Origin of the sequence: Sunxiuqinia dokdonensis (genome assembly GCF_001270965.1) — a bacterium.
GTDB classification, from domain to species: Bacteria; Bacteroidota; Bacteroidia; order Bacteroidales; family Prolixibacteraceae; genus Sunxiuqinia; species Sunxiuqinia dokdonensis.
The window spans coordinates 18,951-39,916 of the sequence record NZ_LGIA01000152.1; the positions used below are offsets into that span (position 1 = coordinate 18,951).

General features: G+C 42.4%; 21 protein-coding genes. All 21 read right to left on the minus strand.

Annotated elements, in window-relative coordinates; translation table 11 throughout:
- Nucleotides 1-9: 9 nt before the first annotated feature.
- Nucleotides 10-813 (minus strand): DUF2764 family protein, encoded by an 804-nt coding sequence (locus NC99_RS10795; protein ID WP_053183522.1) that lies wholly within the window; start codon nt 811-813, stop codon nt 10-12.
- 4 nt (nt 814-817) lie between these two features.
- Nucleotides 818-1,501 (minus strand): hypothetical protein, encoded by a 684-nt coding sequence (locus NC99_RS10800; RefSeq protein WP_157624781.1) that lies wholly within the window; start codon nt 1,499-1,501, stop codon nt 818-820.
- Complete coding sequence (locus NC99_RS10805) at nt 1,476-2,294, minus strand: prohibitin family protein (protein WP_053183524.1); 819 nt, start codon at nt 2,292-2,294, stop codon at nt 1,476-1,478. Before NC99_RS10805 ends, NC99_RS10800 begins: the two co-directional genes overlap by 26 nt.
- A 613-nt stretch (nt 2,295-2,907) precedes the next feature.
- Nucleotides 2,908-3,291, minus strand: a complete 384-nt coding sequence (locus tag NC99_RS10815) for a heavy-metal-associated domain-containing protein (protein WP_053183527.1) — start codon at nt 3,289-3,291, stop codon at nt 2,908-2,910.
- Nucleotides 3,292-3,310: 19 nt separating this feature from the next.
- Nucleotides 3,311-3,685 carry a heavy-metal-associated domain-containing protein gene (locus tag NC99_RS10820; RefSeq protein WP_053183529.1) on the minus strand — a complete coding sequence of 125 codons (375 nt, stop codon included), beginning with the start codon at nt 3,683-3,685 and terminating at the stop codon, nt 3,311-3,313.
- A gap of 35 nt (nt 3,686-3,720) precedes the next feature.
- A complete protein-coding gene (locus NC99_RS10825; RefSeq protein ID WP_053183531.1) occupies nt 3,721-4,176 on the minus strand; it encodes a heavy-metal-associated domain-containing protein in 456 nt (151 codons plus the stop codon).
- Between the two features lie 3 nt (nt 4,177-4,179).
- Nucleotides 4,180-4,338, minus strand: a complete 159-nt coding sequence (locus NC99_RS21890) for a hypothetical protein (RefSeq protein ID WP_157624783.1) — start codon at nt 4,336-4,338, stop codon at nt 4,180-4,182.
- Nucleotides 4,339-4,724: 386 nt separating this feature from the next.
- Complete coding sequence (locus NC99_RS10835) at nt 4,725-5,060, minus strand: LDCC motif putative metal-binding protein (RefSeq protein ID WP_053183535.1); 336 nt, start codon at nt 5,058-5,060, stop codon at nt 4,725-4,727.
- Nucleotides 5,045-5,446 (minus strand): zinc-ribbon domain-containing protein, encoded by a 402-nt coding sequence (locus tag NC99_RS10840; RefSeq protein WP_053183537.1) that lies wholly within the window; start codon nt 5,444-5,446, stop codon nt 5,045-5,047. Before NC99_RS10840 ends, NC99_RS10835 begins: the two co-directional genes overlap by 16 nt.
- 7 nt (nt 5,447-5,453) lie before the next feature.
- On the minus strand, nt 5,454-5,990 hold the full coding sequence (locus NC99_RS10845) for a hypothetical protein (protein WP_053183539.1): 537 nt from the start codon (nt 5,988-5,990) through the stop codon (nt 5,454-5,456).
- A 10-nt stretch (nt 5,991-6,000) separates the two neighbouring features.
- On the minus strand, nt 6,001-6,789 hold the full coding sequence (locus tag NC99_RS10850) for an AlbA family DNA-binding domain-containing protein (protein ID WP_053183540.1): 789 nt from the start codon (nt 6,787-6,789) through the stop codon (nt 6,001-6,003).
- Nucleotides 6,790-6,985: 196 nt separating this feature from the next.
- Entirely contained in the window at nt 6,986-8,287 is a 1,302-nt protein-coding gene (locus NC99_RS10855; RefSeq protein ID WP_053183542.1) for a hypothetical protein, read from the minus strand.
- An 11-nt stretch (nt 8,288-8,298) separates the two neighbouring features.
- Nucleotides 8,299-8,907 carry a YceI family protein gene (locus NC99_RS10860; RefSeq protein WP_053183544.1) on the minus strand — a complete coding sequence of 203 codons (609 nt, stop codon included), beginning with the start codon at nt 8,905-8,907 and terminating at the stop codon, nt 8,299-8,301.
- A 215-nt stretch (nt 8,908-9,122) separates the two neighbouring features.
- Nucleotides 9,123-9,491 carry an HYC_CC_PP family protein gene (locus NC99_RS10865; RefSeq protein ID WP_053183547.1) on the minus strand — a complete coding sequence of 123 codons (369 nt, stop codon included), beginning with the start codon at nt 9,489-9,491 and terminating at the stop codon, nt 9,123-9,125.
- Nucleotides 9,492-9,682: 191 nt separating this feature from the next.
- Nucleotides 9,683-11,524 (minus strand): efflux RND transporter periplasmic adaptor subunit, encoded by a 1,842-nt coding sequence (locus NC99_RS10870; RefSeq protein ID WP_053183549.1) that lies wholly within the window; start codon nt 11,522-11,524, stop codon nt 9,683-9,685.
- A 13-nt stretch (nt 11,525-11,537) separates the two neighbouring features.
- On the minus strand, nt 11,538-12,770 hold the full coding sequence (locus tag NC99_RS10875; protein ID WP_082326436.1) for a TolC family protein: 1,233 nt from the start codon (nt 12,768-12,770) through the stop codon (nt 11,538-11,540).
- Between the two features lie 4 nt (nt 12,771-12,774).
- On the minus strand, nt 12,775-16,581 hold the full coding sequence (locus tag NC99_RS10880) for an efflux RND transporter permease subunit (protein WP_053183553.1): 3,807 nt from the start codon (nt 16,579-16,581) through the stop codon (nt 12,775-12,777).
- Between the two features lie 107 nt (nt 16,582-16,688).
- On the minus strand, nt 16,689-17,054 hold the full coding sequence (locus NC99_RS22765; protein WP_053183555.1) for an HYC_CC_PP family protein: 366 nt from the start codon (nt 17,052-17,054) through the stop codon (nt 16,689-16,691).
- Nucleotides 17,055-17,148: 94 nt separating this feature from the next.
- Nucleotides 17,149-17,718, minus strand: a complete 570-nt coding sequence (locus NC99_RS10890; protein ID WP_053183557.1) for an AraC family transcriptional regulator — start codon at nt 17,716-17,718, stop codon at nt 17,149-17,151.
- 28 nt (nt 17,719-17,746) lie between these two features.
- Entirely contained in the window at nt 17,747-18,358 is a 612-nt protein-coding gene (locus NC99_RS10895; protein WP_082326437.1) for a DUF2231 domain-containing protein, read from the minus strand.
- 22 nt (nt 18,359-18,380) lie between these two features.
- The gene (locus NC99_RS10900) at nt 18,381-20,813 is read right to left on the minus strand and encodes a copper-transporting P-type ATPase (RefSeq protein WP_053183561.1); all 2,433 of its coding nucleotides are present in this window, start codon (nt 20,811-20,813) and stop codon (nt 18,381-18,383) included.
- Nucleotides 20,814-20,966 lie beyond the last annotated feature (153 nt).

Consider the following 20,966-nt stretch of genomic DNA (forward strand, 5'->3'; position numbering starts at 1 on the left):
GGCTTTTTCTTAGTTATGCACTTCTTTTATCATTTTATTGGCCAGTTCCACCGGATTGACCGGTTTTTTTCGTTGGAGAAGCGTTGCCCAACGTTCCAGCAATAGTAATTTTTGAAAATATCCCAGTAGCACATCCACCGTGAAATATTCAAAACGGTTGATCTCATCGATCATATCCCAACGTACCTGATCCATGGCCAATTCCCGTTCCTGGTAGTTTATCTTTTCGATGATGATTTCCAATTGAGGGGCAACCGAAAATTCTGTCCGGATAATTTTCTCCCTGACAGAAAAATCATGCAACAATTCACTGTAGCCATTTCCTTTGATCAATTGCTCTTCTTTATCGAGTGAATTTATCTCACACCTGCCGGCTGCCAGGAAGTTGAGCCGGTTAAGCTCCAGTTCTCCCCAGCATTTCAGAAACCGGTTTTTGGAACAGCGCATCTGCCCATAATGAAATTCCTGCAGTTTCTGCGATATGAGCGTTTCGTTCGGATACTCTTTTTGTCGCTCTTTCCATCTTACCATCTTTTTCAGATAAGCAGGAGCCTGATGAAATCCTTCGTTATCAGTGTAAAATGCTGTAGCATTCAATCCCGGAAGTGGTTCATTGTTTGGAAGACGGCCACTAAAGAAAGCTGCCAGTTTCCGGTTAAATTTCTGAAACCACAACAAACGGATAAAATCCATCTCTACCGGAAATACTTTTCCTTCCAGGCTGCCAAGAAAATGTTCCGGAAGCTCAAATGTGGCTTCTGGATCAAATTTCAAATCAGGCAGCTCAGCTATTAAACTATAATTAACGTCCATGATTTTAAGGTTTGAACAGGTATTCCCTGATTTTGGGTTTCATCAGTGACGCAAAGAACGTTTCGAAATCTTCGTCGGTGAACGAAATTTTAAAGCCAGCTTCATCATTAACAATTTGGAAACCCTTTTTTAAGTCTGCAACTGGTTTTACAACGAGGTTTGTTCCCATGATATCCGATGCATCAGATTGGATCATAGCTTCCAGATTGTCAACCATTTTTTCGGGTACCAGAGCTTCGACCGGCTGTGCATTTCCGTTGTTCCAGTTCCAGCTTTTTAAAATTTCCAGGATCATGTCCTTCATAAAATCCACATTATCCGAAAGCCTGGCGGCCATTACCCCGGCCGTTCTTGCTGTGATCAGATTACCGACTTCCTGTCTTGTTATTTCGAGGACCTGAATTTTAGTCGCTTGTAAATCTGCTTTGAGGGAAGCGTTTATTTTTTCAGATTCACTTTTCGCTTGCGACAACATCGATTCAGCCCTGGCTTTGGCTTGAGCAGTAGTTTCCTCCGCCTTTTGAGAAGCTTCTTTCAATATCCGGTCCGCCTCTTCACGGGCTTTGGCTATCCCATCGTTATAGATATTTTCGGTTAATTCTTTAATCTTTGTATTCATTGTAATCGATTCTACTGGTTTATAAAAATTAAATTCCGCCGGATTATTTGCGCTGATTTGTATCAACAATAATCGGGATCCCGTCCTTTCCGGTGGGGACAAAATAAAATGTAGAGTTGGGGCTTTGCGTCAGTTTTTCCTGCACTTCCAATGATTTATACTGGAGATATTTAGTGGTCAGTCCCTGATCAATAATTTTTTGAGCGTCACTTTGTCCCTTGGCTTTTATGCGCTGGATTTCCGCATCTTTTTTGGCAACTTCAATCTCAAAATCCTTTTGCTCGACCTTTTGTTTGGTCGCTAGTTTCTCATCCGTAGCCCGGGTTACCATTGGAGAGAACACAATGTGATCGAGTGTAACACCTTCTAATTCTACATGTTTCCCCTCGATTTTTTTAGCCAGTTCGCCGAAAATTATAGATTCGATTTCCCGACTTTTAGCAGGGAGTTTTTCATATTTATAAGATGCGATGACTGCCCGGCTTACTGAAATAAATTCCGGTTTGATTATGCGCTGATAATAATCTTTTCCAATTTCAAGTTCGAGAAAGGGCAACTCCTCTGCCCTTGGCTTTAGTATTACAGAAAATGTTAATTCAGTGTGTAGTTGATCGACTGTGAGTACTCGGATTTTTTCCTGAAAACTATTCAATTGGATATCATATTTGATCATTTCATTCCATGGCCATTTCCAGGTAAACCCATCCTGATATACTTTGTCGGTTTTAATTCCATCTCCTAAATTACGATTCAATACGCCCATTTGCCCGGGTCGTATCACAGCACAATTTGTAACTAAGAACAATAAAGTGAAAACAGAAAATAAGTGTGCAAATTGTTTTTTATAAATTGACCTTTTCATATCTCTTAAATTTATTAAACATTTGAATTCCAGTATTATTTCTTCATATAGCGGCCATGATTTTACTTGAAAAACAAGGGTATTCTGCTCTTTTCAGTTTGTTGTATTCAAACGAAGATCAGACCCACTATTAACAACATGAAATTCTATTTATAAGAGATAGGATTGGATTTTAGCCAGTATTACCTGAATTTTAAGAGGTGGTGGTTCAATATTCTTTGCCGATGGAAAAAATTGGTTTTGAAGGTCTATGTATTTAGTCCCCTTTTCAGGTATTGGCGAGGTAAATTGGGGTGATACAAGTTTAATATTTAAGTTTTCATTTATATAAGGAAACGTATTTTGGTAAATAGCGACTTCCTCGTGGCAACAATTAGCCAGATTGCACGCATTGTTTTTCTGAACCTGCAATGTAGTTTTTTGTGCATCACCGGAACAGTAGTATTTGTGTATTTGAATACCAATGGTGGACAATACAACAACCACTGTCAAAATAATATGGATAGCGATTCGGAGCACTATAGTTTTTTAAAACTTTATCTTAAATGCATTAAAAGTAAATCAGAAAAGGGATCAAGATCAAATAATATCTTGATCCCTTTTAAAACTAAGATTAATGTTGATGTACCGGATGCATTTTCATTTGCATCTTCTCTTCTTTTTTAGTGATGCGTTGATACTGGCAACAACCCGGCAAAGCATCATAGGCCTCATCGGTAGCCCTATGCATTTCTGTGTCGTAACCAGCCTTGGCAATGGCCATGTGTACTTTATGCACCTCTGTTTTACTATCATCCAAAACAATTTTCATCATTTTGGTTTCAAGATTCCAGTCAGCAGAATTAACTCCTTCAACCTGATTCGCTGCTTTTTCAATACGCTTTTTACACATATCGCAGTTTCCGCCCACTTTAAAATTCTCGATTTTATTGCCTGCGGAAACAACTATTGTTCCCAGCAGGAATAAGGTTAACAGACTTAAAATTTTCGTTTTCATTTTTTTGTATTAGAAATTATTATTTGTGTTCATGTTTCATCGGCTTTTTTGCAGCCTTAAGTACAGACCGATCATATTTACAGCAGGCTGGCAGTCCATTGTATGCATCATCACTTGCTTTGTGCATTGGTGTATCATGACCCACCTTGGCAATAGCCATGTGTACCTTATGGATGTCTGTTTTCGAATCATCCAGGGTGACACTGATCTCTTTGGTTTCCTTATTCCAGTCGGCTTTCGAAACTCCCTCCACTGCCAAGGCAGCCATTTCAATGCGCTTTTCGCACATCTCACATTTCCCGTTTACCAGGAATTTTTCCGTTTTGTCTTTTGCAAAAACGGATACTGTCCCCATTAAGAAGACAACAACTAAACTTAAAACTTTTGTTTTCATACGAATTAATTTTAATAATTAAACTATTTCCCAATTTATTTTTGTTCACAACAAGAACCCGAATTTGGTCCTTTATCGTGAACACATTCTTCTTTATTTGCTTTTGATTTTAGTGATCGCTGAATTTCCATCAAGGCATGACTATTTACTTTTCTGTTGTCATCCCTCTCATAACGGCAGCATCCCGGAAGTTCGGCGTATCGTTTATCGTTGGCGCTAAAGAGCCCGGTGTCATGGCCGGTCATTGCAATCGCCGTTTGGATTTGCTGCGCACTTATTTTTTGATCGTCGTAACTTATCGATAAATCTTTCGTTTCCGGGTCCCATTGAGCAGTTTCAATGCCATCCAGCGAAGTGGCGGCTTTTTCAATGCGTTTTTTGCACATATCACACGATCCATTCACTTTGATCTTTTCAGTTTTATTCACTGCCATGACATTGAGTCCCACCAGCAGGAAAAATAATGCAAGCTGAATTGATTGTAATTTCATTTTTTAGTTATTTTTATTGATAAACAATTTGTAATTTTCTTCCGATTTGAAGTAGGTCACCTTATCGCTCAATCCGTTAAACAAAACAGCATAAGCGTCTACTTTCTTTATTCGTTCCTGTGTCAAGGGGTCTTTAGCAAATTGCGAATTTCCTAAATTCAATTTTAACTTTTTTGCACACTTGGAACAGCAGACATACCATTCATCGCTTCCAATGAAAAAAGACGATGCGTTTTTTATTTGGAGCTTGTTCGAATACATACATAACTTTCCCGCAGGCAACTCTTTTTGTTGGTATTTCATAATCTGCCTACTCCTGATGATACTGCTTCTCAAATTATGCTGGTATAAAAACCAGGTAGCGAAAATGAAAAATAGTATTCCCCCGAAAAGAAAGGCACGATTTATCCATTTTTCTTTTTCCATTTTTCTTTTTTGGGATTTTGTCATTTTCTTCATGGTGTGGTTGAAATAGCTACTTTTACATTTTAAGGATCATAAGAATCAAATTCATCGCCTTCATCCAATGTTAGTGAATAAAATCGGCTCTAACTCTTTTTATTTTCAGCGTTCACATTGCAGCAATCAATGCCTTGATTTCCAAAGTTTTCGCTGTTTTCTTTCGCCATCTTTAAAAGCCATCTTTTAATAATGCCCATTTTCTTTGGCACATCAGAAAATTCAATGTTTAGCCGCTTGATTACTTCGGTAATCTCTTCTTTGCTGATCAGGTATGGATTATATTCAAACGAAGCAGATCGATCTGCAAATTTCACATTGGAGATACCTTTCTCTGACATAACTAAAGACGTGCAGGATTCAATCTCCTCCCGGGTCAGTGTCTGCTCAGCCCAGAATGTTATGTTTTTTAAATAGTTGTCCATGTCTTAATTTTTCTTACTGTTTTTAAATTATTCCGATAGCATTCGGGGCACCAGCTTTTTCTGTTTTTAATACTGAAAGCCGTCGCGTACCATTGATGCCCATTTTGGCACTGCCAGCGCATCTTTGCTTTTGAATTGGTATATTCTTTGGTTAAACATTTGCCACCTTTTTGCTCAGCAAGCTTTTTCAACTCACCCAGGGAAAGTTTAAGGTTTCCTGCACACACCGGGCACCAACTTCCTGCATACAAGATGCTGTCAGCCGTTGCATACCATTGATGCCCGTCTTTGCATTGCCATAATAACTTTTGCTTTTGTTTCGAATAATGGCGGGACAAACAATATCCTCCTTTTATTTGTGCTATTTGACGAAGTCTTTCTATCATATCTTCACTATTTTCCCGAGGGTAAAGAATAGACCAGAGTTTCTCTGTTCTCATCAAAATGTTTTCCGATGAGCTTAAATACCAACAAATTCTTTTGTCCGTTTGAATGAACAATTTTCATGTCGTGGCTACCCAACACTTCAAGCAGAGAATCCCCAGTTTCATTTATGATGTTCAATGTGAATTCCATTGGACTCCGTTCATCTTCCCGGACGTCATCACTATCCGGAATCTTATACTTTACGCAGGAGTAGGCCATTTCCATAAGATCATCCTTATTAAATGTATGAACTGAAATATGTTTTATTTCATCCAGTTGATGCCCCTCAGGTAAAGGCAGATTTACTTCACGCCAGAGCGTTTTATCTAAATTGAAAACAAAAACTTTTTGTTCCTTCTTGTTGTATTTGACATATTTGATTGTCCCGTCATCCAGTTGGAACGTTTTGTACATAGAAGACACTGCCCCCTCGTATTTTAACTGGGCACAGACGTTAACCGAGATGAAGAGGAAAATTCCTGCAAGTAAAATCTGTGCTTTCATGTCTTGAGTTTTAGTTTCTTTCCCTTGTTTGAAGGTATTTTACCGTTTCGCTCGTCGTAAGCGGGTTTGTCACATTTCCTGTTCTCAGGTAGAATATGGTCCTGTTCCCTTCGTTCAGGTAAACCGGACGTTCGGGAGAAGGCTCGATGTAGAGCGTGCAGATTTCCCTGTCTTGAACCGTGTGGAAAGCAATGTGGATTTTTGAGCAGATATCTTTGCCAAATGCATTGGACACCAGTAAGATTATTCGCTGTTGGAACCCGTCCTTATCTTTCTTTTTCAAAGACCAGTAATCATCGCTAAGCCCGAGTATTTTGCCGTAATCATCCACCCCGATGATCAAAGTACCCCCTTTCGCGTTCAGAAACCCGGCAATTTCCTTTAATACAACCAGTTCAAGGTTTTTATCGGTTTTTACTTGTCTGTAATCGTGCCGTAAGGAGGATTTAAATTCGACAAATTCATTTTCTCCATTTGCAATCAGGCTGGGAATGCTTTGTTGAAGTAATTGCCTCTTCCCATATAACATATGTTCTCTCTTTTTAATGGATTTATAATATAAGCCCGAGCTTAGCCCTACAAATGCGCCCAGCGTAGCAAAGGCCACTGACATCGGCATCATATGCAGGCTAAAAGAATGTCTGAAATTTTCTATAAAAATCCGGATTAAATCAGTAAGCCCGTTTTCTCCCGGGTTCAATTCAAAGCTATGGATAACCATACTGATCGGGTGTATAAGAAAATATCCGATGAATAATCCGATGACTGTATGCAGAATGAGTTCCCTATTGTTTTTCATGATGAAATTTCATATTACTAGTGATACTACTCCGTGAATCCGATGTTAAATAAACCGGAAGGGGCCGTCACCCCTTCACGGTTGGCTTTTCACTTTACCTTATCGTTCTTCTGGCCTTTTTCTTTTTGCAACTTAATTTGAGTTTCACACTCCTGGGATTTCTGTTTCTTGAATCCCATCGCAACGCAATGTGTTGTTAAAAGCTGATGACCGCTTCCAATACAACGCCACTGAATTCAGCTCCGGCAAACCTGCCGGTCCATGCGTCGCCATTATAGCTTTGGTCAACGTATTCCAGTTTTGTTAAAACGTTATTGGAAAGAAACCATCCTCCACCTACATTTAACCGACTGACATCCAGCTCCTCAGTTGAACTTTCCCGCTGTTTGCCTTTGACGGTATTGTACCTTCCCCCAATGTAAAATTTTTCATCTGACCCCAATCGGTATATTAATTCTCCGGCCAGCTGCGTGAATGCGCCTTCTTCATCGGTTTGTGGTTGAGTAAACTCATTATTTCCGTTGGCCCGCTCTACAATGCCGAAAAATTCAAGGCCTTTAAATTTTATAAAAGGGTTAAACTGCAACGCTGTAATTTTGGTAAAGCGTGCGTTGTATTGGCCGTCTCGCGGACCACCCTGGGTGTTGCCCTCTTGATCCGGAACAGTGTACAGTACATTGAAATACCTTGCTCCTCCGCGATCGCCGCCATAAAGGTAGCCGCCATTGGAAGTTCCATTGTTGATATACCATGATCCGGTAAGACGCACTCTCAGGTCGTCGTTGAGTTGCTTATCATATCCCAGCTTGCCGTAGAAAGACGGTTTGTTGTCGGTGTTGTCGTTGACTGTTACATTTTGATTTAGCTTCCCATTTGTTAATCCAATCACGGCAAGCAGGCCGTTGTTCTGCAAGGTAACTTCTCCAAATGCTTCCGTTGAGAATGCATCCATGAGGTAATTTCCAACGAAAGGATTAAATATTCCCCTGGCATTATCAGATCGCCTGAAGTGGGCATCTCCATAATTAAACTCGTCCAGGCCGATGGTGATGCTGGTGTATTTCATCAAGCCTTCCAAAAAGCCGGGCCGGACAAAATCCAATTTATCAACCTGCATGTGCCCACCTTTTACCCAGGATTCATTATGCGCTCTTGAAGACAAGTAGGTTTTCAGGTGCATTCTCACTCCATCCATTAATTGCACGTCCAAATTCAGGTTTGCTGAAGGCAGGTTGAAATCGGATCCTAATTCAACAAGGTTGCCCGCGGTATTACTCTGGGTCAAGCCTTGAAATTGCATGGAAAAATCGCCACCAAGGCGTACTTTAAATCCATCAAAAACAACATTGTCGGCTTTTGGAGTTTCAAATACGTTCAGTCCTTCCTTATCGTTCGGCCTGAAAAATTGCAACTTGGGTTGCTGCGCATAGACTGCGCCAGACACCATTAACAATAGGGAGATAAATACAGTGCTGAATTTATTATTGATCTTTTTCATTTTTTTGAATTTTAGTTTGTTGTTTTTAAAGCTGTTTCATTCGTTGATTTAAAAATTGTTTCAAATGAGAGTTCGAGATCATCCCCGGTTTTTATGGTGCCAAACATGGCTTTGGGAGGTGCTACCTTAAAATCGGAGAATTTGATCTTATGAGAACCCGAGAACGAGACACCGCCTTCCGACAGGTTATAGTTGACATCCCAGTCGGCCACACGGGTAGTACCGGCAATAGATAGCTTGATTTTCGCTTTGACCAACTGTTCAGAGATGACCTCTGCTTCGGTCAGTTCAAGCTGTATCTTCGGATTTTTATTTGCCTGCAAAGCATCATAAGCATTTTTGTCCATTGCTCCCTTTCCGCTTTTTAGTGACGTAACTGGCAAATCGACGATTAAATAATTAATACTCGCGATTTTGCCATTTTGAAGTGTAATCGTTGCAACACCGTGTGCTTTTGTTGATATCATTTCCCAATCGTGCAGAGTAGACGTCCCCTCGACTTTAAATTGTTGATCGGGAGAAAGCACAAAGGAGCCCTGGGCATATACCTGAACGGAAAATATGACAAGCGCAACAATGGCGATATATCGAAATGTTTGAACTATTCGTATCATTGTCATTTTGTTTAAAATGATTAATTACAAGAGAACGGCAATGAGCTTGTTCTCTGAAAAATGAATTTTGAAAAACGTAGGAAAGTTCAGTCGGAAAATAGTTCGGTGTGTGCCAAACAGCGAGTCGGGCGAGGCAATCCGAGGATAATTAACAGATTATTTCACACCCCCGAATGCTTCTGGGTGATGACACATTTCATCCTGAACTTTTTAGCCAGGGTTCATAAAAGATAAGCCTGTATACGGGAAAGGACAGTTTGTATTTTAGGCGGTGGCGGTGCATCCAGAAAAGATACAGATGATGGTTTTTCTGTAGCTCCCACAGGAACTAATTCAACCAGTGCAGGCAATACCACGGCAAATTGGGTAAAATCAAACGCATGTGTAGTAACAGAAAAATCATCTTGAATTTTGATGGTAAAAGATTCATGATGACAACACTCGTTCGGCATTTTGCAGCAATCTTCGGGAGTTGAAAGTACACCCATGGACTCAAGGGAGCTGCCACAGTAATGTTTAGATACAGTCATTCCCATCGTGGCCAGCAGGATGAGCGAAATAAGCATAATATGACTGATCTTTTTTAGCATTTCTATGAAGTTCGTACCAATAAATGTAATTCTATTTTTTCTTAAAAATGTACACAATTTTGAGAAAGATGTGCATAATTTTACAAAAACAGGTTCTGAAAATCAGTTAAATAGATGTTGAAAAAATACATTCACTTTCAGATATTTTAGTAAAACCGGAAAGGGGCTAATCCCCTTTCCGGTTTTCTCTTTTATTTCAGTGTTTCCCTGTTCTCGCCGCATCCCAACATCGCTTCCCCGAAATAGGGGTTGCGTATTTCTTCTGAGTCACTCAACCAATAAGCCCCTTTGTCACGGTTGGCCATCGGGCAATATTGATAGTAAGCAGTTACATCTTGCAATCCAAATGATTTGATGCTCTTATAAAAAGCCAGGTTGAACTTGGCAAATTCCGTGCGCTGTTTTTCAATAGCAGAAAGTTTACTAATTGACTTAATTGTGCCCTCCAATGTTTTTAGTTGTTCCATCCAGACCATGTGGGCATCGCCTTTTAGAAGGCCCATGTCCACGGACTTGAGGGCCTTGCCAACTTCTTCGGCTGTACTGCCCGCCTTTTTGGCATCGGTAGCCACGAAAGCATCTTTTAGGGGCACGTAAGCTTTGTAAACCTTGGTTAACTGCGCTTTGAAATCGGGACTGATGTTGTTCAGTTCTTTGGTCATGTCCATGTCCTGATGTCCGGCATGGTCACCGGTGGCTTTGCTGCCTTCCATGTCCATTCCTCCATGGTTGTGACCGGTTGAAACAACACCGCCTTCCGGATTCATCATGCTTGGGAGCCCTTGTAACTGGGCGGCTGCATCAATCTTGAACACCCCATTCACTGCTATTTCTTCTCCAGCCTGAAGACCATCGGCGACAACATAAAAAGCGCCCGCTTCCGGCCCTAAATCGATCTCGCGATAGAGGAAAGTGGGAGTCTCCCGATCGACGACTTTCACGTAAACGACCGCCCGCTTCCCAGTCCAAAGAATGGACGACTTCGGAATCAAAATCTCACTGCTTTTTTCAGCGATATTGGATTTTACAATACCATTTGCAAACATCTCCGGTTTTAATTGCTCCTTCTTATTTGAAAGTTCAACCCGTACCCTGGCCACCCGGGTAGCCGCATCAATGAAAGGATCGATGTAGCTGACCCTCGCTTCAAAAGTTTTCATTGGCAATGCCGGGATGGTAATTTCAACCCGGTCACCCAATTTAATCCAGGGAAGATCGCTTTCATAAGCGTCAAACATCACCCAAACATGTGAGAGATCAGTTACTTTGAATAGCGGGGTTCCTTCTTTTACATAATCTCCCAGGGCTACATGGCGCATCATCACCGTCCCGGTAATCGGCGATAATACATCGAAATAAAGCTGCGGTTCCCCTCTCTCTTCAATTGCTGCAATTTGGTCATCAGTCAGGTCCCAAAGTTTGAGTTTTCCTTTCGATGCGGCATAAAGTGCAGGACGGCTATCTTTATACGAAATAGCTTCGAGCAGTTCGCGTTGCGCGGTGACCAGGCCCGGAGAATAAATGGTTGCCAGTTTTTCTCCTTTTTGTACCTGTTGCCCTGTAAAGTTGACAAACAACTTTTCAATCCGTCCGCCAAACCTGGCGGTGAGTTCCGCAATATTCCGCTCATCTGCATGAACTTTTCCCTGCAAAAAGACGGATTTTTGAGGGGCTCCTTTTGATACGATCAATGTCTGTATTTCGGCTAGTTTAGAGGCTGATTCGCTCATGGCAATCTCATTCGGGTTAACATCATCCCCGCCAGACTGCATGGATGACAACGGGATCAAGTCCATCCCGCAAATGGGGCAATCTCCCGGTTTGTCCTGTTTAATTTGCGGATGCATGGAACACGTCCAGGTCGTTGGATCTTCCGATTCGTGATTGTGCCCTTCATGTCCTTCAACTCCTGTCTGTGACGCGGTTGATTCTCCTCCTGAATGGAAAAACAACCAACCAAAGAGAATTCCCAAAATTAAGGTGCCAACTACCAGCTTGTAGTTTCCTTTTATGTTATTGATCAAATTTTTCATGATTATTGATATTTTATTTTCCCATTAAATAATTGATAAATGAAACTGAAGCCTGTTTATCTGCCCTGGCCTTTTCCAACTCGAGATTATATTTAAGAACTTTACGTTCCATCCGCAGAATTTCCTCAAAGTTCTTATTTCCTGTGGAATAATCGGTCTCTAACAACGTTAATGATTTCCGTGCCAGTTCAAGCTGTTTCTCATACAGGCTTAACCTCCGGACAGCGTCCCGGTAGTCCTTCCAGTTATTTTCGAAAAGTGTTTCCAGCATGTTGGTTTTATCCACCTTTTCATTGGCTTTGGCAGATTCCAGGTAGGCCACTTCCTGCACCATAGCTTTGTACTTGTTGCGATACAACGGAATAGTCACCCCAACAGAAGGAAACATAAAGGCGTCTGTTCCCGCCATGTTATTTTCCCCTTTTCCAACGACTGTATAATCCAGCCCGATTTTAAAACTTGGTTTTCCCATCAGCGAAGCCACTTCCTTTTTATATTGAAGCGCTTCCTGCTGCAGGTCAATTCCCAGCAACTGGTGGTTCTTTTGAATAATTGAATCGAGCGCAGCCTCCTTATTCAACGGGAAATCGTCCGACCACAGGAGATTAGGAACGTCCACCAGCGATTTTTCATCAACATTTAAAAGGTTATTGAATGTTGTTGTCAACACATGCTGCTGGTCTTTCAATAAGGCCAACTGGTTTTCCAAATCATTGATTTCTATCGAAATTCGGTATTCATCAAGTGACGAAACCAGACCGGCTTCGACTTTGATAATGGCCAGCTTTCTGAAAATATGGAGAATATCCAGATTTTCCATGGTGATATCAATGGCCTTATAATTAAAGTACAGGTTGAAATAGTTATTTCTGACCGTATTGAACAGCTTGGATTTGGATTCTTCAAACAACTCATATTTCGCTTTGGCAGTTTGTATGGCCACATTTTCCTTGGCTTTGAGGGTTCCAAACCAAGGAAACATTTGTGAGGCCGATAATTTAAATTGTTGCGGTCCCACGCGCGTTTCAACTGGTTGGATAAAGTAGCCAAAAGCAACCTGCGGGTCTGGCAGCGCTTTAACTTGCGGCGCAACTTCAAGGGCAGCCATGTATTCATCAAACCGAGCCTTGAGCTCCGGGTTATTCTCTGCCGCAATTTCCAGATACTTGTTTAGTCTATTTTGTGCCGATGCCACTGAGGAAATCAGCAAGATGAGCATCCCTATTATAATTTTATATTTCTTCATGGTTTTACGCTTTTAACTTTTTTAACTCCCGTTTAACCTTTCCTTCCTGCCACATGCTGTAAAACACCGGCAATACCAAAATGGTCATCACCTCAATGAGCATTCCCCCAAACAGCGGGATGGCCATCGGTATCATGATATCGGAGCCTTTTCCGGTAGAGGTAAGCACCGGGAGCAGGGCAATGATGGTGGTGGCCGTAGTCATAATGGCCGGGCGCACCCTTTTCGAGCCAGCTTCAAGGATAAGCGCGCGCACCTCTTTAACCGTTTTAGGGTTATTCTTTTCTTGCAATTGTTTGATGTAGGTGCTGATCAACACCCCATCGTCGGTGGCCACCCCAAACAGGGCAATAAACCCAACCCAGACCGCCACGCTGAGATTGATGGTGTGCACCTGAAATAAATCCCGGAGGTTCATGCCACCCATGGTCCCGTTTAAAAACCAGGGCTGGCCATACAACCACAGCATGATAAAACCGCCTGACAATGCCACAATAATCCCGGTAAAGATAAGTGAAGTAGCAGTTACTGAACGGAACTGAAAATAAAGGATCAGGAAAATGGTCATCAAGGATATGGGCACCACAACCATCAACCGTTTGGTGGCCCGGATCTGGTTTTCGTAGTTCCCTGTAAACACATAGCTGACACCGGCCGGCAATTCAAAATCACCCTTATCCATTTTATCAGCCAGGTAGGCCTGGGCATTTTCTACCACATCCACTTCGGCATAGCCTTCTTTTTTATCAAAAATGACGTAACCTACCAGAAATGTATTCTCACTCTTGATTAACTGCGGGCCCCGTATGTAATGGATGGTAACCAATTCCCCAAGTGGGATTTGAGATCCGGATGGTGTTGGAATCAGGATTTTTTTCAAATCTTCAGGATTATCACGATATTCACGCGCATATCTTAAACGAACAGGGAAACGTTCACGTCCTTCCACAGTAGAAGATAGCTTCATACCGCCAATAGCGCTGCTCAGTGTCATTTGCAGGTTTTGAATGCTTAACCCGTACCGCGATATTGCTTTGCGATTTATTTCCATCTCCAGGTAAGGTTTGCCCACTACCCGGTCAGCAAATACCGACATTCCCTGAACGCCTTCAACTTCTTTCAGTAACCGTTCAAGCTCGAATCCCACCTTTTCAATGCTCTCCAGGTCGGGGCCAAAAACCTTGATCCCCATCGGAGCACGCATTCCGGTTTGCAACATTACCAAGCGAGTTTGAATGGGCTGTAATTTTGGAGCAGAAGTTAAGCCGGGAATAGTGGCTTTTTGAATAATTTCATCCCAGATATCATTGGGCGATTTTATATGCTCCCGCCATTGGCGGAAATATTCTCCATTTTTATCTTTGACCAAGTCCTCTTTTTCAATCAAACGGAATCCATCTGTTTCAGGATTGTAAGTCGATCCATCCTGTAATACAAAAGCATCATTTTTATCGACTTTAAAACGCATCCGATGCCCATCTTCATTTAAAATGTATTCTGACTTATAGTTGATCACGTTTTCATACATGGAAGTAGGCGCAGGGTCGAGCGCGGAGATAACACGTCCCCATTTCCCGACCACACTTTCCACTTCGGGTATCTCATTGACTTTTTTATCCAACAGAGCAATCACTTCCAAGTTTTCCTGAATGCCTGAATGCGGCATGGTTGTTGGCATCAGCAGGAAAGATCCTTCATCCAGGGAGGGCATAAATTCCTTTCCGATGCCCGGTATGTGCGAATTCAAACTCTGATATGTGTCGGTTTTTTTGATGAAGTCTGGCATAAAGCCAAACATTTTATCAAAACCTTGCCAGGTCGTGATCCCAAAAACAACGATCAAAATTGGAGCTGATAAAAACGCCCATTTGTATTCGAGGCACCAACGTAAAATTTTGGGATAGAACAAAACAAACAGCGACATTGCCCCAAGTATTACGCCAACCATAGCAATGACAAACAAGAAATTGGCAAACAACGAATTCTGTGCGCCAAGTGGCATCCATGCTTTGGTTAAAAAGAACACGACCACAACTACGGTTATGCAGATATTGATCACATTGGGCCAGTTAATTTTCGAATCTTTCCATTTATCCTCAAACAAACCATTCGCGCCGTAAGCCGACAAAGCCAGGGCAATATAGTAACCAGTGGCTACTGAAATAATCAGTCCGGCTGCAATGAGCAAAATGTTCCAATATTTTTTATACCTGTTTTTGTCGAAACGGATTGAAAAGATCAAATTTGCCAAGGTGGGGATGATAATCAAACCAATAACCAATGCTGAAAGCATGGTAAAGGTTTTGGTAAAGGCCAGCGGCTTAAACAACTTTCCTTCAGCAGCTTCCATCGCAAAAACCGGTAGAAAACTCACGATGGTAGTTGCCAGGGCAGTAATTACCGCTCCCGCTACCTCAACGGTCGCTTCGTACACGGTATTCAGCAAATGTTTTCCCCTGGCGCCGATGTTCTCCGGCATATCCAGATGTCGGATGATATTCTCGGTGAACACCACTCCGACATCGACCATCACGCCAATGGCAATGGCAATGCCTGACAAAGCTACAATATTGGCATCGACACCAAACTGCCGCATGGTAATGAAGGTGATCAAAACGCCGATAGGTAGCAAACTTGAGATAAGAAAGGAAGCCCGCAGATTCAGAACCAAAACGATAACAACCAGGATACTGATCAGCAATTCCAGGGTGATTGCCTCTTCGAGTGTCCCGAGGGTCTCCTTAATCAATCCGGTCCGGTCGTAAAAAGGGACGATGGTTACCTTGGATACGGTTCCATCTTTCAGTGTTTTTGAGGGTAACCCCGGGGATACTTCCGCGATTTTGGCTTTTACATTGTCAATCGCTTCCAGCGGATTGGCTCCATATCTCGCAACAACAACGCCACCGACAGCTTCTGCGCCTCCTTTGTCCAAACCACCCCGACGGGTAGCAGGTCCAAAGTTGATTTTGGCAACATCTGACAGGCGTATCGGCACGTTATTCCGGACGGCAACAACACTTTCTTCCAGGTCTTCCAGGTTTTTAATGTATCCCAGAGCCCTGACCAAATACTCAGCCCGGTTAAATTCAAGCGTCCGCGCCCCAATGTCGAGGTTGCTGTTCTTTACGGCTGACATGATTTGGGCTACATTGACCCCGTGAGCCTTCATCGCATTGGGATCAATATCAATTTGATATTCTTTTACAAAGCCGCCAATTGAAGCCACTTCTGCGACACCTGTTGCTGAGGTCAAAGAGTAACGGACATAAAAATCCTGAATGGTGCGCAGTTCGTGCGGATCCCAGCCACCGGCCGGGTTACCATCCTTATCTCTTCCCTCCAAAGTGTACCAGTAAACTTGCCCCAGGGCGGTGGCATCAGGGCCCAGCGCCGGTGCAACATCTTCGGGCAGCGTGCCAGCCGGCAGCGAATTGAGTTTTTCCAGAATCCTTGTCCGGCTCCAGTAGAACTCTACATCTTCGTCAAAAATAATGTAGATACTGGATAAGCCAAAAATGGAATTGCTCCGGATGGTTTTTACTCCCGGAATTCCTAATAAGGATGTTGTTAGTGGATAAGATATCTGGTCTTCGATATCCTGTGGCGAACGGCCCGGCCACTCGGTATAGACAATTTGCTGGTTTTCGCCAATATCAGGAATGGCATCAACCGGCACCGGGTCAGATGGCAGGATCCCTGTATCCCACCCAAACGGGGAATTAACAATTCCCCAACTAATAAAAATGGTTAATACCAAAAAAGTAACCAGTTTATTCTCAAGGAAAAAACGAATAATTTTATTAAGCATAGAATGACATTTATGATTTTTTTGACCTCAATATATAAAAATTATATTCTGAACTTATCTCTGTAAGAAATAAGTTCTGAGAAAAATACTCTAAATTGAGTCACAAATCATAAAAGGTATGTCTGCAAACTGGAAAGGATTCTTTGTATTTTGGGCGGTGGTATAACCATGAAAGACGTGAATGATTTTTTCTCCGTCGATTCAATCTGGTACAATTCAATCAACGCAGGTAGTATGACTGCAAATTGGGTAAAATCGAAAGCGTTTGTTGCAACAGAAAAATCATCCTCAACCTTAATCGTAAAAGATTCATTATGACAGCAGCCTGATGGGACTTCACAGCAGCGATCCGGTGCAGAAAGTACTCCAACGGACTTCAGGGAATCCCCGCAGTAATGTTTAGATACAGTCATTCCCATGGTAGTTACCAAGATGAGAGACATAAGAGCAATATGACTGATCTTTTTGAACATCTATACGAAATTAATGAATGCAAATGTAGCTTTTCCCTGCACGTTGAAAGTATACAATTCTAATAAAAATGTGCATAATTTTGCAAAGCAGCTTTCAAATCCCGTCTAAAGGTTTTCTCCCGGAATTTTTGAGTTTCATGAATAGCGATGGAGATAAGCCTGTTACAGCTTTGAATTGCCGGGAAAAATGCTGACTGGAACTGTAATTAAGCTGAAAAGCAATTTCGCTGACATTTAGTTCCCCGTATATTAGAAGTTCCTTCGCTTTTTCAATTTTTTGAAGAATCAGGTATTTTTCAATCGTCATCCCTTCTTGTGTAGAAAATAATTTACTCAGAAAAGAATAACTAAGCCCCAATTGATTGGGAATCTGTTCGCTCAAACGCCCAATTCTTTCCGGCTCATGTTGGTGATGTACCATGGAGATAATGGCATTTTTTATCTTTTCAACCAACTGCGAATTTCTATTGCTCAGTAATTCAAATCCTAGTTCCTTAAGTTTGATTTCCAGTTTTCTTTGAATATCATCATCCAAAGGGTTGGCAAGTTTAACCTCACCCAATCCCACATCAATATCTTCAATGCCCATTTCTTTAAGGATTCTTTCCACTGCTAATATGCAGCGGGGGCAGACCATGTTTTTGATATTTAAGACAGTTGTCATTTGAATTGAAATTACATTTAACCTGATATTAATGTTCGTGCGAACCAGGATCATGTTCCTGACTCTGATCCGGTTCACCATGTTCATGCGTGCTATGGTCATGATGCTCTGGTACCGCTTCTAAAGTATCCTCGCCTGTACCTTCGTCATGGTGATCCGTTTCTCCACTTCCATGCTCATGTTGGTATTCACCATGGGAAATAATCTCTTCCATTGGAACCACGCCAGCGCCTTGTTCATACACCATTTTGCCTCCCAGGTGCGCTGAATAACCCAGTAAGCCCGATGAAAGCACAAGAATGGTCACCAAGGCTGAAAATTCTGTTGTTTTCATTTTCGATTTACGAATAAACAGCCAAATCAATACAGCGAGGAAAATTCCTGAAAAAATAAATCCAAGCAATTCATGGGTTTCCATGATGGAATGAATGGTGTCGTTGTGTACCAGGGTCTTTTCTTCAACAAGACCTGATATCAAGGCAAGAATGGCGCCTGCAACTCCCAGTATCAGGTTCCAGAACAGCGCTTCTTTGAGGGTATTTCTCTTACCCTTCCAAATCAGGGCAAGGATTCCCAGTATAGCGGCGCTGATTAAAAGCGCCACCGGGAAATGAACGATTCTTGGATGTAGTGGTATCATTATATGAATGTTTAATAATTTTTTATTTTTTCCTCAACCGCAAAGCATTGCCAATAACCGACACGGAACTAAAGCTCATTGCCGCGGCTGCGATAATCGGGCTGAGCAATATGTCAAAGAACGGGAATAATATGCCGGCCGCCACGGGTACGCCTAACGCGTTATAAATGAAGGCAAAGAACAGGTTCTGCTTAATGTTCCTCATCACCTGATGACTTAATTCCCTGGCCCGGACAATCCCGTTCAGATCGCCTTTTACTAATGTGACCTCGGCGCTTTGCATGGCGATGTCGGTTCCGGTTCCCATGGCAATTCCCACATTGGCCTGTTCAAGCGCCGGGGCATCGTTGATGCCGTCGCCTGCCATGGCAACGATATGGCCCTGTTCCTGCAATTCCTTTACTTTTTTGTATTTATCGTCGGGGAGGCAATCGGCCATGAACCCATCCAGGTGAAGCTCTTCAGCAACAGCGCGTGCGGTAAATTCATTGTCGCCCGTAAGCATGTGTACTTTTATGCCCATTTTTTGCAAATCCACTATGGCTTTTGCCGAGCTTTCCTTGATTTTATCTGAAACCGTTACAATGCCTTCAACCTTGTTTTCAATGAGCAAGTACATCACAGTCTGGGCTTTCAACTGCCATTCTTTGACAATTTTTCTGTTCTTTTCATCCAAGCTCGCATCAAATTCATCGACCAGTTTTTGGTTTCCCAATGCAATCTTTTTCCCTTGATAAATTGCCTTAACTCCCTTGCCTGTAACCGATTCAAATTTGTCCATTTTTATCAGCTTCATGCTTTTTTCTTTGGCGCCGGCAACTATGGCGTCGGCAAGCGGGTGTTCACTATTGGCATCGATTGAGGCCGCCAGTTTTAGAATCTCATCATCGGGCATTGAACCAAAGGATTGATAATTCTTAAGGCTGGGTTTCCCTTCGGTTATAGTACCGGTTTTATCTATTATCAGGATATCCACTTTGTTCATTTCCTCTATAGCACGGGCATCTTTTACCAGGACGCCCGATTGTGCCATCCGTCCGGATCCAACCATAATCGACATAGGAGTAGCAAGACCCAATGCACACGGACAGGCAATAATCAATACCGCCACTGCATTTACAAACGCATAAACGTATGCAGGTTCCGGTCCCCATATTGCCCAAACGGCAAAAGTGACCAGAGCAATTGAGATAACGATCTGCACAAAGTATTTTGCAACGGTGTCTGCCAATTTTTGAATTGGTGCGCGTGAACGGCTGGCCGTGTTCACCATTTCGATGATTTGTGCAAGTAAGGTATCACTGCCCACTTTTTCGGCTTTCATTTCAAAGGCTGTTTTCCCGTTGATGGTTCCACCTGTTACTTTATCGCCCTCCGATTTTTCAACCGGAATGGGTTCGCCGGTAATCATACTTTCGTCAATCACCGCCTCGCCCTTATGTATACTGCCGTCAACAGGAATTTTTTCGCCGGGCTTCACTTTTAAAATATCACTAACATTCACATCCTCCAGAGGAACTTCGATTTCTTCTCCATCTCGGATGACCCTCGCTACCGGAGGAACCAATCCGAGCAAGGCTTTTATTGCCGAATTTGTTTTGCTGTGTGCACGCAATTCGAGTACCTGCCCCAACAGTACTAATGTTAGTATTACAGCAGCTGCTTCAAAATAAAGATGGACGTTTCCGTTCGCATCTTTGAACTGCTCAGGAAAGGCACCAGGAATAATTAAGGCAAATACACTGAAAAGATATGCAGCTCCGACACCAATGGAAATCAGTGTCCACATATTGGGCATCCACCGAACAATGGAACTCCATCCTCGCTTGAAAAACTCCCAACTGGAATAAAAAACAACCGGTGTGGCAAGTATAAATTCAATCCAACCCAATACTTTCCTGGGTGCTATCTCATCCAACTTCAGAAATGGGAAATATTCCGACATGGCAATAACAAATACCGGAATACTAAGTACTGTCGCCACCCAGAATTTCTTTGCCATTTTCTTGTAGGCTTTTTCTTCCTCGCTGGTTTCTTCACCTTTTTCGGGAACCAAATCCATCCCACATTTTGGACAACTGCCCGGGTGGTCTTGTTTCACTTCCGGGTGCATGGGGCAGGTGTAAATGGTTTGTTTGCTGCCCGGAATCTGCTTTGCCTCCTCTTTTTTCAGGTGCATACCACAAACCGGACAGTCACCCGGCTCGTCGTAGGTTTTATCGCCTTCACAGCGCATGGGGCAATAATACTTTCCGCTTCCACCAGAATGGTCGCTATGACTGTGGTCATGCTTGTGTTCTCCATGGTCATGTTTGTGGTGACCATTATTGCTGTCATCGCCACTTACAGGAACCAGGTGCATATTGCAAACGGGGCAATCGCCGGGCTCATCATACACTTTGTCGCCCTCGCATTTCATGGGACAGTAGAAATTACTATGTTTTGTTTTTTCCATTTCGCTCAGTTTTATTTTAACCCGAGATCCCTTTTTTTCATTTCGAATTACTCTTTGTCAATCTCGTATCGTTCGTTGAGGATATCATGTGTTGATTTATCTGTCGTGTTGTTACCGTTTTGATTGGGAGAGTGGGCAACGCCCCAAAAATAT

Bases quoted from the DNA above. Each gene is read 5' to 3' on its own strand.
- NC99_RS10850 (WP_053183540.1), bottom strand. From the start codon at position 6,789: ATGAAAAACAATAGGGAACTCATTCTGCATACAGTCATCGGATTATTC.
- NC99_RS10880 (WP_053183553.1), bottom strand. From the start codon at position 16,581: ATGCTTAATAAAATTATTCGTTTTTTCCTTGAGAATAAACTGGTTACT.
- NC99_RS10840 (WP_053183537.1), bottom strand. From the start codon at position 5,446: ATGATAGAAAGACTTCGTCAAATAGCACAAATAAAAGGAGGATATTGT.
- NC99_RS10795 (WP_053183522.1), bottom strand. From the start codon at position 813: ATGGACGTTAATTATAGTTTAATAGCTGAGCTGCCTGATTTGAAATTT.
- NC99_RS10860 (WP_053183544.1), bottom strand. From the start codon at position 8,907: ATGACAATGATACGAATAGTTCAAACATTTCGATATATCGCCATTGTT.
- NC99_RS10900 (WP_053183561.1), bottom strand. From the start codon at position 20,813: ATGGAAAAAACAAAACATAGTAATTTCTACTGTCCCATGAAATGCGAG.
- NC99_RS10895 (WP_082326437.1), bottom strand. From the start codon at position 18,358: ATGATACCACTACATCCAAGAATCGTTCATTTCCCGGTGGCGCTTTTA.
- NC99_RS10855 (WP_053183542.1), bottom strand. From the start codon at position 8,287: ATGAAAAAGATCAATAATAAATTCAGCACTGTATTTATCTCCCTATTG.
- NC99_RS10845 (WP_053183539.1), bottom strand. From the start codon at position 5,990: ATGAAAGCACAGATTTTACTTGCAGGAATTTTCCTCTTCATCTCGGTT.
- NC99_RS10865 (WP_053183547.1), bottom strand. From the start codon at position 9,491: ATGCTAAAAAAGATCAGTCATATTATGCTTATTTCGCTCATCCTGCTG.
- NC99_RS10815 (WP_053183527.1), bottom strand. From the start codon at position 3,291: ATGAAAACGAAAATTTTAAGTCTGTTAACCTTATTCCTGCTGGGAACA.
- NC99_RS22765 (WP_053183555.1), bottom strand. From the start codon at position 17,054: ATGTTCAAAAAGATCAGTCATATTGCTCTTATGTCTCTCATCTTGGTA.
- NC99_RS10805 (WP_053183524.1), bottom strand. From the start codon at position 2,294: ATGAAAAGGTCAATTTATAAAAAACAATTTGCACACTTATTTTCTGTT.
- NC99_RS10825 (WP_053183531.1), bottom strand. From the start codon at position 4,176: ATGAAATTACAATCAATTCAGCTTGCATTATTTTTCCTGCTGGTGGGA.
- NC99_RS10835 (WP_053183535.1), bottom strand. From the start codon at position 5,060: ATGGACAACTATTTAAAAAACATAACATTCTGGGCTGAGCAGACACTG.
- NC99_RS10820 (WP_053183529.1), bottom strand. From the start codon at position 3,685: ATGAAAACAAAAGTTTTAAGTTTAGTTGTTGTCTTCTTAATGGGGACA.
- NC99_RS10870 (WP_053183549.1), bottom strand. From the start codon at position 11,524: ATGAAAAATTTGATCAATAACATAAAAGGAAACTACAAGCTGGTAGTT.
- NC99_RS10890 (WP_053183557.1), bottom strand. From the start codon at position 17,718: ATGACAACTGTCTTAAATATCAAAAACATGGTCTGCCCCCGCTGCATA.
- NC99_RS10875 (WP_082326436.1), bottom strand. From the start codon at position 12,770: ATGAAGAAATATAAAATTATAATAGGGATGCTCATCTTGCTGATTTCC.